We start from the raw sequence: 13171 nt of genomic DNA on the forward strand, positions 1-13171 counted from the left end.
GCGTCGGCCCACGGCCTCCAGGCCGCCCGGGTGGAAGAGACCTCCGGCAGCGATGACGCTGACGAAGTCCTGAGCCATCCGCCGGAGGCGCGTTCACCATGGAAGTTTCCTGGGCCCTGTGGGCACTGACCATTCTCGGTCTGTCCGTTCTCATCGGAGCCGATTTCTTCATCGGCCGCAAACCGCACGACGTATCGATCAAGGAAGCCGGTACCTGGACGATCGTCTGGATCGTCCTCGCCGTGCTCTTCGGCCTCGGCCTCTGGTTCTTCGGCAGCGGGCAGGCGTCCCAGGAATTCTTCGCGGGCTTCATCACCGAGAAGTCCCTGAGCGTCGACAACCTGTTCGTCTTCGTCCTGATCATGGCGAAGTTCGCGGTCCCCTCACACCTCCAGCAGCGGGTGCTGCTCATCGGCGTGCTGATCGCCCTGGTCCTGCGCGCGATCTTCATCGCCGCGGGCGCCGCGATCATCGCCAGCTTCTCGTGGGTCTTCTACATCTTCGGCGCGTTCCTGATCTACACCGCGTGGAAGCTGATCCAGGAGGCCCGCAAGGACGAGGACGAGGAGGAGTTCGAGGAGAACCGCCTCCTGAAGTCCGTCGAGAAGAAGTTCGGCGTCGCCGACCGGTACCACGGCACCAAGCTCTTCATCCAGAGCAGCGGCAAGCGCATCATGACCCCGCTGATGGTCGTCATGCTCGCCATCGGCACCACCGACGTGCTGTTCGCCCTGGACTCGATCCCCGCGATCTTCGGCCTCACCCAGGACCCGTACATCGTCTTCACGGCGAACGCCTTCGCCCTGATGGGTCTGCGCCAGCTGTACTTCCTCATCGGCGGCCTGCTGAAGAAGCTGGTCCACCTCAGCTACGGCCTGTCGATCATCCTCGGGTTCATCGGCATCAAGCTGGTGCTGCACGCCCTGCACGAATCCGGGGTGCACGTACCGGTGATCTCCATCCCGGTCTCGCTCGGCGTGATCTGCGGTGTCCTGGTGATCACCACGATCACCAGTCTGATCGCCTCGAAGAAGCAGGCGGCGGCCGAGGCCGCCGCCCACCAGGAGGACAAGAGCGTCGACGCGTAACAGCGGGCGCACGCAGTTCCGGCGGCCGCCTCCCGCAGACCTATGCGGGGGCGGCCGCTTCGGCCGTCCCCGTCCGGGTCCGCAGCACCACCGGGTTCGTCTCCGGCAGGAGCGCGAAGCAGACGAGGCTGACCAGGGCCACCCCGGTCAGGTAGACCGCGACCGCCCAGGGCGGTCCGGAGCCGTCCGCGAGCGCCGTCGCCACTATCGGCGTCAGGGCACCGCCCAGCACGCCGCCGAGGTTGTAGCCGACGGCCGCGCCGGTGCAGCGGATCCGCGGGGCGTACAGCTCCGGGAGGTACGCGCCCGCCACGGAGAACATCGTCACCATGCCCAGAAGGCCCACGGCGAAGGCCACGGTCATCAGCAGCGGGTCGCCCGTGCGCAACATCGCCACCAGCGGGAACATCCACACCACGCACACCGTGCAGCCGATCAGGCACAGCGGCCTGCGGCCGTAGCGGTCGCCCAGCATGCCCAGCAGCGGCGTCGCCAGCCCCTTCACCGTCACGGCGGCCATGATGCAGGCCAGCATCGCCGTGCGGCTCACGTCGAGGTGCTCGGTGGCGTACGCGAGGGACCAGGTGGTCACCGCGTAGAAGACGGCGTACGCCGCGGCGAGCGCACCGCCGGTCAGCAGGAGCAGCCGCCAGTGCCCGCGCACGACCTCGGCGAGCGGGGCCTGCGCCCGGCGGCCGGTCTCGGCCAGCGCGAGGAACTCGGGGGTCTCCTGCACCGCGCGGCGCAGCCACAGCCCAACCAGGGCCAGTACGCCGGCGGCCCAGAACGGCACCCGCCAGCCCCAGGACGTGAACTGGGCGTCGGTCAGGGTGGCCGACAACGCCAGGATGATGCCGTTGGCCAGCAGGAAGCCGACCGAGGGCCCGATCTGCGGGAAGCTCGACCACAGGCCGCGCCGGCGCTCGGGGGCGTGTTCGGCGGTCAGCAGCACCGCGCCGCCCCACTCGCCGCCGAGCCCCAGGCCCTGGAGGAAGCGGAGCACGAGCAGCAGCAGGGGCGCGGCGATGCCGATCGAGTCGTACGTCGGCACGCAGCCGACGGCGACCGTGGCCACGCCGGTGAGCAGCAGGGAGCCGAGGAGGACCGGGCGCCTGCCGTAGCGGTCGCCGATGTGGCCGAAGACCGCCGATCCCAGCGGGCGGGCGAGGAAGCCGACGCCGAAGGTGCCGAAGGCGGCGAGGGTCCCGGCGAGGGGCGAGAAGGACGGGAAGAAGAGCGGGCCCAGGACGAGGGCGGCGGCCGTCCCGTAGACGAAGAAGTCGTAGAACTCGATGGCGGTTCCGGCCAGCGAGGCCGTGGCGAGCCGCAGCATGCCGGGCCGGCGTCCACCGCGTCCGAAGCGCCGGGGGCCGGGGAGCGGTGGGGCCCCGGGGGCGGGCGGGGCCTCGGTGGCGGGCGGGGCCTTCGGGGGCCGCGCGGGGGAGGAGGGGGGCGAGGGCGGGGAAGGGTCCTGTTGCATGGTGCAGCAGATACCGCCTCCCCGTCCCTCAGGGAGTGCTTTCGGTCAGTCGCGACCGGAACGAGTCCATCGCGTACCGAAGTTGACGGATTCCGGCCTACCAGCCGCGCTCGCGCCACTCGGCGAGGTGCGGCCGCTCGGCGCCGATCGTGGTGTCGTTGCCGTGCCCCGGGTAGACCCACGCCTCGTCCGGCAGCTGCTCGAAGAGCTTGTGCTGGACGTCGTCGAGAAGGCTCGTGAAGGCCTTCGCGTCGCCCGCGGTGTTGCCGACGCCGCCCGGGAAGAGGCAGTCGCCGGTGAACACGTGGGGGTGCCCGTGCGGGTCGTCGTAGACCAGCGCGATCGAGCCGGGCGTGTGGCCGACCAGGTGGCGCGCCGTGAGGACGACCCGGCCGACGCTCACGGTGTCGCCGTCCGCGACGCGCACGTCCGTCGCCACCGGGATGCCCTCGGCGTCGTCCTCGCCCGCGTACGTCCGCGCACCGGTCGCCGCGACCACGGCCTGGAGCGCGCCCCAGTGGTCGCCGTGGCGGTGGGTGGTGACGACGGACGCGATGCCGTCGTCACCGATCAGGCCGAGCAACGTGTCCGCCTCGGCGGCCGCGTCGATCAGGAGCTGCTCGCCGGTGGCCCGGCAGCGCAGCAGGTAGGCGTTGTTGTTCATCTCGCCCACCGCAACCTTGGAAATCATCAGGTCCGCGAGTTCGTGCACGTCGGCCGGACCGCCGACCTTGACCGCTCCGCTGTACGTCATGACGCCAATCCTAGAGCGGGGGGAGCGCCGGCAGGGGCCCGCCCGCCGTCGTGAGGGCGGCGCCCCGGTCCCCGCGGCCGGCCAGCCAGGCCAGCAGGGCGGCGGGCGTGCCCGACACGGTGACCGCCGGATCGCCCGCGGAGCCGGTGCGCCAGGTGCGTCCGTCGGTCGAGGCCAGCGTCGTGGGGGGCACCTCGGGGCGGCCGGACCAGCGGTCGGCGAGGAAGGCGATCTCGCGGCCGGTGAACTCCTCCGGGAGGTCGGCGAGCCCGTAGCCGACGGCCAGGTCGACGTGGTGCAGCTCGACCTCGACGAGACGGCGGAAGGGCACGTTGGCGGCGAGGTCGGTCACGCCGTTGCGCAGCTCGACCGTGCGGGACCAGTCCTGCTCGGGCTCCGTGGTGGCCAGGAAGGCGGCCCCGGAATCACGGAGGTCCGTCAGGTGTTCTTCCAGGGGCCGACCGGAATCGCGCTCGATGTCCGCGTCGCGCGCGGTGGCGCTCTCGTACATCGGGCGTCCCTCGAAGACGTTCACCAGGGCGTCGGCGTTCCGCGCGAGATGGGCCAGGACGTGACCGCGGGTCCAGCCGGGGAGGTGTGACTCCTCGGCCAGGGCGGCGTTGTCCAGCTTGGCGGCGGCGGCCAGCAGCCGGTCCGTCGCCTCACGTACAGATCGCAGGTCGTGCACATGATCAGTCATGACGGCGAGCCTAGTGGCCGCGGACCCGCGGCCACACGATCGGGTGAAGCGGTCTCCGGAGTGCCGGAAATCGAATGTGCGTGCTATACGCTCGGAAGTCCAGCTCGACTCCATCGCAGAGGCGCCCCCCATACCCTGGGACGGGGGCCCGTCCCCGCTCTCTCAAGAAAGGTGCGGACCGGCGTGACCGACCGTCTCATCGTTCGTGGCGCTCGCGAGCACAACCTCAAGAACGTCTCGCTCGACCTGCCCCGCGACTCGCTCATCGTCTTCACCGGACTCTCCGGGTCGGGCAAGTCCTCCCTTGCCTTCGACACGATCTTCGCCGAGGGCCAGCGCCGCTACGTCGAGTCGCTCTCGTCGTACGCCCGCCAGTTCCTCGGGCAGATGGACAAGCCCGACGTCGACTTCATCGAGGGCCTCTCCCCGGCCGTCTCGATCGACCAGAAGTCGACCTCGCGCAACCCGCGCTCCACCGTGGGCACCATCACCGAGGTCTACGACTACCTCCGCCTCCTCTTCGCCCGCATCGGCAAGCCGCACTGTCCCGAGTGCCGGCGGCCGATCTCCCGCCAGTCGCCGCAGGCGATCGTCGACAAGGTGCTCGCCCTGCCCGAGGGCAGCCGCTTCCAGGTGCTCTCGCCCCTGGTGCGCGAGCGCAAGGGCGAGTTCGTCGACCTCTTCGCCGACCTCCAGACCAAGGGCTACAGCCGGGCGCGCGTGGACGGGGAGACCATCCAGCTCTCCGAGCCGCCCGCGCTCAAGAAGCAGGAGAAGCACACCATCGAGGTGGTCATCGACCGCCTCACCGTCAAGGACAGCGCCAAGCGCCGGCTGACCGACTCGGTGGAGACCGCCCTCGGCCTCTCCGGCGGCATGGTCATCCTGGACTTCGTCGACCTCGCGGAGGACGACCCCGAGCGCGAGCGGATGTACTCCGAGCACCTCTACTGCCCGTACGACGACCTGTCCTTCGAGGAGCTGGAGCCCCGCTCCTTCTCCTTCAACTCGCCCTTCGGCGCCTGCCCCGAGTGCACCGGCATCGGTACGCGCATGGAGGTGGACCCGGAGCTGATCGTCCCCGACGAGGACAAGTCCCTCGACGAGGGCGCGGTCTCGCCGTGGTCGCTCGGCCACACCAGGGACTACTTCCAGCGGCTGGTCGGCGCGCTCGCCACGGAGCTGGGCTTCCGCACGGACATCGCGTGGGCCGGACTCCCGCTGCGCGCGAAGAAGGCCCTGCTGTACGGGCACAAGACGCAGATCGAGGTCCGCTACCGCAACCGGTACGGCCGGGAGCGGGCGTACACGACGGCCTTCGAGGGCGCCGTGCCGTTCGTCAAGCGGCGGCACTCGGAGTCGGAGAGCGACGCGAGCCGCGAGCGCTTCGAGGGCTACATGCGCGAGGTGCCGTGCCCGACCTGTGACGGCACGCGCCTGAAGCCGATCGTCCTGGCGGTCACGGTCATGGAGAAGTCCATCGCCGAGGTCGCGGCCATGTCGATCAGCGAGTGCGCGGACTTCCTCGGCCGGATGAAGCTCGACGCCCGCGACAAGAAGATCGCCGAGCGGGTCCTGAAGGAGGTCAACGAGCGGCTCCGCTTCCTCGTCGACGTCGGCCTGGACTACCTGTCGCTCAACCGCGCCGCGGGCACCCTCTCGGGCGGCGAGGCCCAGCGCATCCGGCTCGCCACGCAGATCGGCTCCGGTCTGGTCGGCGTGCTGTACGTGCTGGACGAACCCTCCATCGGCCTGCACCAGCGGGACAACCACCGGCTGATCGAGACGCTGGTGCGGCTGCGGGACATGGGTAACACGCTCATCGTCGTCGAGCACGACGAGGACACCATCAAGGTCGCCGACTGGGTCGTCGACATCGGCCCGGGCGCGGGCGAGCACGGCGGCAAGGTGGTGCACAGCGGTTCGCTGAAGGACCTGCTGAAGAACCCCGAGTCGATCACCGGGCAGTACCTGTCCGGCAAGCGGGCCATCCCGCTGCCGGACGTGCGCCGTCCCGTGAACGGGGAGCGCAGGCTGACCGTCCACGGCGCCAAGGAGAACAACCTGCGGGACATCGACGTGTCCTTCCCGCTGGGCGTGCTCACCGCGGTCACCGGGGTCTCCGGGTCGGGCAAGTCGACCCTGGTCAACGACATCCTGTACACGCACCTGGCCCGCGAGCTGAACGGCGCCCGTTCGGTGCCCGGACGCCACACGCGGGTCGACGGCGACGACCTCGTCGACAAGGTCGTCCACGTCGACCAGTCGCCGATCGGCCGGACCCCGCGGTCCAACCCGGCGACGTACACCGGTGTCTTCGATCACGTGCGCAGGCTGTTCGCGGAGACGATGGAGGCGAAGGTGCGCGGCTACCTGCCGGGCCGCTTCTCCTTCAATGTCAAGGGCGGCCGGTGCGAGAACTGCTCCGGCGACGGCACGATCAAGATCGAGATGAACTTCCTCCCGGACGTCTACGTCCCCTGTGAGGTCTGCCACGGCGACCGCTACAACCGGGAGACGCTGGAGGTCCACTACAAGGGCAAGTCCATCGCGGAAGTCCTCAACATGCCGATCGAGGAGGCCCTGGGCTTCTTCGAGGCGGTGCCGACGATCGCGCGCCACCTGAAGACGCTGAACGAGGTCGGGCTCGGGTACGTCCGGCTCGGCCAGTCCGCGCCGACCCTCTCGGGCGGCGAGGCGCAGCGCGTCAAGCTGGCCTCGGAGCTGCAGAAGCGGTCGACCGGCCGGACGGTGTACGTGCTGGACGAGCCGACGACGGGCCTGCACTTCGAGGACATCTCGAAGCTGATCAAGGTGCTCTCGGGGCTGGTGGACAAGGGGAACTCGGTGATCGTCATCGAGCACAACCTCGACGTCATCAAGACCGCGGACTGGGTCATCGACATGGGCCCGGAAGGCGGCTACGGCGGCGGAGTGGTCGTGGCCGAGGGCACCCCGGAGCAGGTCGCCTCGGTGGGCGCGAGCCACACCGGCAAGTTCCTGCGGGACATCCTGGGAGCGGACCGGGTCTCCGACGCCGCGGTGACTCCGGCGCGGGCGGCGGTGAAGAAGGCCCCGGCCGGGAAGGCGGCCAAGAAGGCTCCCGCCAAGAAGGCCGCGGTACCGGCGAAGAAGACGGCCGCGAAGAAGGCCGCGGTGCCGGCGAAGAAGACGGCGACGCGGGCGCGCAAGGCGTAGCCGGGGCGCCGCGCCGGGCCTGAGCGGCCCGGCGCGGCCCCGGGCGGGGCTCGCGCGCGGACGGAGGGGCCCGGCCGACCGGCCGGGCCCCTCCGTCGTTGCCGTCGCCGTCGCCGTCGCCGTCGCCGTCGTCGTTGCCGTCGCCGTCGTCGTTGCCGTCGTCGTTGCCGTTGCCGTCGCCGTCGCCGTCGTCGTTGCCGTTGCCGTTGCCGTTGCCGTTGCCGTTGCCGTTGCCGTTGCCGTTGCCGTTGCCGTCGGCGCGCGGCGCCGTCTCCGCCGGGCGGCTGCCCAGCGGAGACGGGCGCCTTGCCGGGCGTGCCGTCCGGCTCGCGGTCGGGCTCCGAGTGCGGCAGGCGGGTGGCGGGGTCAGGTGGCGATGCCCACCGGGTGGCGGAAGGTCGCGGGGTCCGTCAGCGTCGCCAGCAGCGCGTGGGCCACGTCCGCGCGGGGGATCACGCGGCCGGCCGGGACGTTGCCGCCGATCACGCGGCGGTACGTGCCGGTGCCCGGGCGGTCCAGCAGCCGGGGCGGGCGGACCACCGTCCACTCGGCGGGGGCGGCCGCGAGCGCCGCCTCCATGACCGCCAGGTCCGCGTACAGGTCCCGCAGGGCCCACCGCAGGACCGGCAGGAGCACCGCCCGGGTGAAGACGCCGTCGCCCGGCACGTCCGGGCCCAGCGGGGCCGCGCTGACCACCGACAGGCGGCTCACGCCCGCACGGCCCATCGCCGCGAGGACGGCCCGAACGGCGGGCCCGGTCACCGGAGCCGCCTTGGCCCGCCTGTTGCTCCCCGCGCCGAGCGCCGACACCACCGCGTCCCGGCCGGTCAGGACCGGTACCAGCGCGTCCTCGTCCGTCAGGTCGGGCACCACGGCCACCTCCAGCCGCTCGTGCGCCGGCACCCCCAGCCGGGCCGCGTCGCGGACGACCGCCGTCACCTCGTGGCCCGCGGCCAAGGCCTGGACGACCACTTCCCGGCCGACTCCGCCCGTCGCTCCGAACACCGTGATCCTCATGCCTGGCTCCCGCCCCGCTGGGGGTGGGTGAGTGTTCACTCACCCCTGTTTCCCTTAGGGTGAGCGAATGCTCACCCCGAAGTCAAGCCGTCCCACCCCCGAGCGCCTGCTCGACGCCGCCGAGACGCTGATGCGCACGACCGGGCTCGCCCACGCCACCACCAAGGCCATCGCCCGCGAGGCCGGCTGCTCGGAGGCGGCGCTGTACAAGCACTTCGCGAACAAGGAGGAGCTGTTCGTCCGGGTGCTGACGGAGCGCACGCCCAACGCGGGCCCCCTGATGGCCGCGCTGCGCGCCGGATCCGGGGAGCGGGGGGTGGAGGAGGCCCTCGCGGACATCGCCCGGCTCGCCTCGCTGTTCTACGCGGACGCCATGCCCATGGCCGCCTCGCTCTTCGCCGAGCCCGCCCTGCTCACCCGCCACCGCGAAGGGGTGCGGCAGATCGGGGCCGGGCCGCACCTGGTCCTGGAGGCGCTCGCCGGCCGGCTGCGCCGGGAGCGCGACGCGGGCGCGCTGCGGCCCGGCACCGACCCGGACGCCGCGGCCGCCCTGCTGCTCGGCGCCTGCTTCCAGCGCGCCTTCTTCCTGCACTTCTCCGGTGCGGACGTGGTCGCTCCGGTCGAGGAGTTCGCCCCCGCCGTGGCCCGGACCGTCTGGGCCGCGCTGCGCTGAGGCGTCAGAGCTCGGCCGCGTACGGCGGCTCGGCTCCCGCCCGGGTGCAGGTCAGGGCGGCGGCGTGCGCGGCGTACGCCAGGACGTCCGGCCAGTCGACCGGGCCCGTCCCGTCACCGCTCCCGTCACCCCGGTCACCCCGGTCGCCCGGGCCGTCCGGTGCGGTCAGGGAGGCGGCCGCGCCCGGCGCCGCCGTGAGGCGGTGCAGCAGGGCCGCGTTGACCGTGTCGCCCGCCCCGATGGTGTCCGCGACGGCGATCCGGCGGCCGGGGACCGAGTGCTCCGCGCCGCCTCGCGTCCAGACGGTCAGGCCCGCCGCGCCCCTGGTCAGCACCACCGCCGACGGCCCGGCCGCCAGCCAGTCGCCGACGCCGCCGCCCAGCCAGGCCGCGTCCTCCTCCGACAGCTTGAGCACCGAGGTGTACGGCAGCAGCCGCTCCCGGAACCGAGCGCGGTACCCCTCCGGGTCCGCGATCAGCGCCGGCCTGATGTTGGGGTCCAGCAGGGTCAGCAGCCCGCGCCGCGACTCCCGGCGCAGCAGGGCCTCGTACGCGCTCGCCCCGGGCTCCAGGACCAGGGAGCAGGTCCCGAGCGCGAGGGCCCGCACGCCCTCCGGGAGGGCGGGCGGCAGCGTGAACAGCCGGTCCGCGGTGCCCTCGACGTAGAAGCCGTACGAGGCCGAGCCGTCCGGGGCCAGCGAGGGCACGGCGAGGGTGGTCGGCTCCGGCCCGCGCTGGACCAGCGAGAGGTCCACCCCGGCCGCCCTCAGCCCGGACAGCAGGCCCTCGCCGAAGCCGTCGGTCGAGACCCGGGAGCAGAAGGCGGTCGCGGCGCCGAGCCGCCCCAGCGCGAGCGCGGTGTTGTACGGGCCGCCGCCCGGCCTCGGCAGCAGCGCGCCCGGCGGCCGCGCCGCGGGGACCAGGTCGATGAGGGCTTCTCCGCCGACGACGATCACGCGGGGGAAGCTACCCCATCGCCGCCGGTATCGTCGGGTGGGCCGGCGCTCCGGCCGGGTCCCCGGCCCGGCACCGCCCCCGGCCCCAGGCACCCGCCGGCCCATCAGCCCGCCGGCCCCGCACCACCAGGAGAACCGCATGTCCGCGCCGCAGCCCGCCGCCCGCCGCACCGTCCTCAAGGGCGCCGCCGCGCTCGCCGGGGCCGCCGGCGCCGGGCTGACCCTCGCCGCCTGCTCGACCGCGACCCACAGCGGCGGCAACACCCCCGCGACCCCGACGGCCCCGGTGGACCTGGGCGCCGCGGCCGACGTCCCGGTGGGCGGCGCCAAGCTGTACCGTGAGCGGAAGCTGATCGTGAGCTGCCCGGCGGAGGGCCGGTACGCGGCGTTCAGCGCCCAGTGCACCCACGCGGGCTGCGTCCTGGACAAGATCGTCGAGGGCGAGGGCAACTGCCCCTGCCACGGCAGCCGGTTCGACGTGCAGACCGGCGCGGTCCTGCGCGGCCCCGCCACCGAGCCGCTGCCCTCCGTGCCGGTGCGGGCGGAGAACGGCACGCTGATCGCCGGCTGACGCCGGGGCGTCTCTTCCGGATCCTGCCGGGTCCCGGGAGATCCGAAATGGACCCCCTAGTCCCAGTCCCACGCGATGCCGAGGATGCCCCGCCGCACGCCCTGCTCCAGCAGGTGCACCGCCCGGTGGCGGCCGCTCGGGGTCAGGTCCGCGAACCCGGTGCGCGGAGCCTGCGGGCCGCTGCGGGCGAAGCGCCGGCAGCGCACCGGCAGGGCCGCCTCGTCGAAGCGGACCTGGAGCATGTACTGCCCGCCCGCGTAGCTGAAACCGCGCACGTACTCGTCGCTGCGGGTCCCCGTGCCGTCTTCGACGCCGTACCCGAAGACGTACGTGTCCCCGCGCCGCAGCCGGGCGTCGAACAGCAGCTCGGCGACCACGACCCCGGCCGCCGGGTGGCAGCGCACGCGGCCGGTGCGGCAGTTCTCGTACGCCGTCACGCCCACCCGGGTGGCGTCGCAGCCCGGATCCCCGTGGTGGACGGCGAGGTAGCGGTCGACCCCGTCGCGGTGGGCCCGGACGATCTGCTGGGACTCCCGGGACCGCAGCTCCCCGGCGGCGCCGATGCGCACCCGCTCGTGGTGGCCGACGGAGTGCAGTCCGCCGTCGGCCGGCAGCTCCATCGCCTCCAGCAGCTGTTCCACGGCCGCGCCCACCCCGACCAGGGCCCGGTACGAACGGGAGGCCGGGCGGGCGGGCCCGGCGGCCGCCTCCGGCGTGCCGAGCAGGCGCAGCAGGGCCCCCTCCGGGAGCTCCAGGATCTGCTCCAGGGCGGTGACGGCCCGCAGGGACTCCGGGTGGCGGGGCCGCCGGGCGCCCTGCTGCCAGTAGCTGAGGCTGGTGACGCCGACCTTGATGCCGCGCGCCGCGAGCCGGTGCTGCACGCGGTGCAGCGGAAGGCCGCGGGCGGCGAGGGCGGCGCGCAGGGCGAGGTGGAACGGTCCGGCACGCAGCAGGTGTCCGATATCCGCCGTGTCCCCGGCCGGCCGCATGGCGACTCCTCTGTGAACGTTCACACGCGTCGGAGCGGGGCCCGAGCCGGTGGCTCCGGGGGACCAGGTGGAACGACAGCAACCGTTCACACCGCAGTCCCACCATTCACACTGCAATGTCACCGCGTATTGAAGCGTGTTGACCTGATCGCGACAACACCCCGATGCTCCTCCACAGCGTCCGGACGCGCTCCTCCACCCCCACATCCCCGCCTCGGGAGGAACGCGATGCGCAACAGAAAGCGGTGGCCGTACCCGGCCGCCCTCCTCACCGCCCTGCTCCTCGCCCTGTCCTTCAGTACCGGCACCGCCACCGCCGTCGGCGCCGGTACGGACAGCGCGAGTGCGGCCCTCGCCACCAAGCGCCTGAACATCACCATGCAGGCGCAGACGAAGACCAACTGGTGCTGGGCCGCCGGCGGCAACACCATCGCCACCTGGTTCGGCCGCGCCTACAGCCAGAACCAGTTCTGCAACGCCGCCTTCAACCGCCAGCAGGGCTCCGAATGCCCCAACAACCAGGCGACCCTGGGCAACGTCCAGACCGGCCTGCGCTGGGCCGGCGTCAACCCCGGGTCCTACGTGACCGGCTGGCTCCAGTACTCCACCGTCCAGACCGAGATCAACGCCAACCGTCCGATCGAGACCCGCATCCAGTGGTCCAACGGCGGCGGCCACATGCACGTCGTCTACGGCTACGACACCGCCAGCAACTGGGTCTACTGGGGCGACCCGTGGCCCTCCAGCGACCGCTACAACTGGGCCTCCCACGCCTGGTACGTGAACAACAGCACCTTCTCCTGGACCCACTCCCTCTACCGGATCGGGGCGTGAGCGCCATGACCCTGCGCGCCACAGCCGCCGCCGCGGTCCTCGCGGCCACCGCCCTCCTCGGCCTCGGCGGACCGGCCGCCGCCGCTCCGGTACCCCAGCCCGGGGCGGCCACCGCCGAGGTCCTGGCCGCCGCCGACCGGGCGGCCGGCTCCCCCGAGACCCTGGCCACCCTCTCCCGCTTCTTCGCCCGGGAGGGCAGGATCGAGGCCGCCGCCGCACGGCCCCGCGTCGAGGGCGCGGCGATCCCGGTCAGCCACCTCTCCCCGGAGTTCGTCGCGGGGAAGGCGGGGGCCCCGGTGGCCCGCCTGGAGTTCCTCGCCAGCGAGGCCGTCTCCGCCGACGGGCAGCGGGCCGCGCTGTGGACCGCCCGTACGGAAGCCGGCTGGCAGGTGGTGAACATCGCCACCGGGGACGACGAGTTCCGCTACGCCCGCCTCGGCGCCGCGAAGCTCCCGGGCGGGACCGTGTTCCGGGAGCCGCAGATCGACGCCTGGTACGTCGCCGGGGGCAACAGGGTGCTGCCCCTGGACGAGGACGCGGTCCGGGCCGTGGGCGCCGGGGGCACCAGCCTCGGCGGCTACCGGGCGCGGGTCGTGCAGGCGTACGGGAACAAGCTGCCGGGCTCGGCCTATGCCGAGGGGGGCATGGCGGGGGGCTTCGACGAGGCCCCGTCGCCCGCCGGGTCCGCAGGGGTTCCGGTGGAACTGCTCGCCGGAGCCGGGGCGCTCGCGCTGGGCGGTGCGGGGTCACTGGCCCTGGCGCGCTCCCGGCGGCGCACCGCCGCCGCGGCGTAGCCCCGCGCGCGGGGTGCGGGGCCCCGCGGGGGCCGGTCCCCGCCGTGTCCCCCCGGAGGCGGGGCTGTGCCGGGGACCGTCGCGCCCGGGCCCCGGGCCGGACCCCGCGCCCGCGGGC

The 13171-nt window shown here is 73.1% G+C and carries 12 protein-coding genes; 6 read left to right on the top strand and 6 right to left on the bottom strand.

Annotated features, from left to right (window positions below):
- Positions 1 to 98: 98 nt before the first annotated feature.
- Positions 99 to 1088, top strand: a complete 990-nt coding sequence (locus tag ACZ6S8_RS07445; protein ID WP_469453338.1) for a TerC family protein — start codon at positions 99 to 101, stop codon at positions 1086 to 1088.
- 40 nt (positions 1089 to 1128) lie between these two features.
- Here the strand turns inward: ACZ6S8_RS07445 and ACZ6S8_RS07450 are convergent, their stop codons facing one another.
- The 3 genes from ACZ6S8_RS07450 to ACZ6S8_RS07460 form a co-directional block, all read right to left on the bottom strand.
- Positions 1129 to 2421, bottom strand: a complete 1293-nt coding sequence (locus tag ACZ6S8_RS07450; protein ID WP_469453340.1) for an MFS transporter — start codon at positions 2419 to 2421, stop codon at positions 1129 to 1131.
- 244 nt (positions 2422 to 2665) lie between these two features.
- Entirely contained in the window at positions 2666 to 3322 is a 657-nt protein-coding gene (locus tag ACZ6S8_RS07455; RefSeq protein ID WP_469453341.1) for an MBL fold metallo-hydrolase, read from the bottom strand.
- 10 nt (positions 3323 to 3332) lie between these two features.
- Positions 3333 to 4022: a maleylpyruvate isomerase family mycothiol-dependent enzyme gene (locus ACZ6S8_RS07460; RefSeq protein WP_469453343.1), complete on the bottom strand. Its 690-nt coding sequence runs from the start codon at positions 4020 to 4022 to the stop codon at positions 3333 to 3335.
- Between the two features lie 183 nt (positions 4023 to 4205).
- Here ACZ6S8_RS07460 and uvrA point away from each other — a divergent pair, with 183 nt between their 5' ends.
- Complete coding sequence (gene uvrA / locus ACZ6S8_RS07465; protein WP_469453344.1) at positions 4206 to 7220, top strand: excinuclease ABC subunit UvrA; 3015 nt, start codon at positions 4206 to 4208, stop codon at positions 7218 to 7220.
- Between the two features lie 366 nt (positions 7221 to 7586).
- Here uvrA and ACZ6S8_RS07470 read toward each other — a convergent pair whose 3' ends face one another.
- Complete coding sequence (locus ACZ6S8_RS07470) at positions 7587 to 8237, bottom strand: NAD(P)-dependent oxidoreductase (protein ID WP_469453345.1); 651 nt, start codon at positions 8235 to 8237, stop codon at positions 7587 to 7589.
- Positions 8238 to 8304: 67 nt separating this feature from the next.
- Here ACZ6S8_RS07470 and ACZ6S8_RS07475 point away from each other — a divergent pair, with 67 nt between their 5' ends.
- Entirely contained in the window at positions 8305 to 8910 is a 606-nt protein-coding gene (locus ACZ6S8_RS07475) for a TetR/AcrR family transcriptional regulator (protein WP_469453346.1), read from the top strand.
- Between the two features lie 4 nt (positions 8911 to 8914).
- On the opposite strand, the gene ACZ6S8_RS07480 is transcribed toward ACZ6S8_RS07475, so the two are convergent.
- The gene (locus ACZ6S8_RS07480) at positions 8915 to 9865 is read right to left on the bottom strand and encodes a carbohydrate kinase family protein (RefSeq protein ID WP_469453348.1); all 951 of its coding nucleotides are present in this window, start codon (positions 9863 to 9865) and stop codon (positions 8915 to 8917) included.
- Between the two features lie 139 nt (positions 9866 to 10004).
- On the opposite strand from ACZ6S8_RS07480, the gene ACZ6S8_RS07485 reads away from it, so the two are divergent.
- On the top strand, positions 10005 to 10436 hold the full coding sequence (locus tag ACZ6S8_RS07485) for a Rieske (2Fe-2S) protein (RefSeq protein ID WP_469453349.1): 432 nt from the start codon (positions 10005 to 10007) through the stop codon (positions 10434 to 10436).
- Between the two features lie 56 nt (positions 10437 to 10492).
- Here the strand turns inward: ACZ6S8_RS07485 and ACZ6S8_RS07490 are convergent, their stop codons facing one another.
- Complete coding sequence (locus ACZ6S8_RS07490; protein ID WP_469453350.1) at positions 10493 to 11425, bottom strand: hypothetical protein; 933 nt, start codon at positions 11423 to 11425, stop codon at positions 10493 to 10495.
- A 228-nt stretch (positions 11426 to 11653) separates the two neighbouring features.
- Between ACZ6S8_RS07490 and ACZ6S8_RS07495 the strand changes: the two genes are divergently transcribed.
- Entirely contained in the window at positions 11654 to 12259 is a 606-nt protein-coding gene (locus tag ACZ6S8_RS07495) for a papain-like cysteine protease family protein (RefSeq protein WP_469453352.1), read from the top strand.
- 5 nt (positions 12260 to 12264) lie between these two features.
- Positions 12265 to 13053: a hypothetical protein gene (locus ACZ6S8_RS07500; RefSeq protein ID WP_469453601.1), complete on the top strand. Its 789-nt coding sequence runs from the start codon at positions 12265 to 12267 to the stop codon at positions 13051 to 13053.
- The last annotated feature ends 118 nt before the right edge of the window (positions 13054 to 13171 follow it).

Source organism: Streptomyces sp. NPDC048461 (assembly GCF_055587105.1).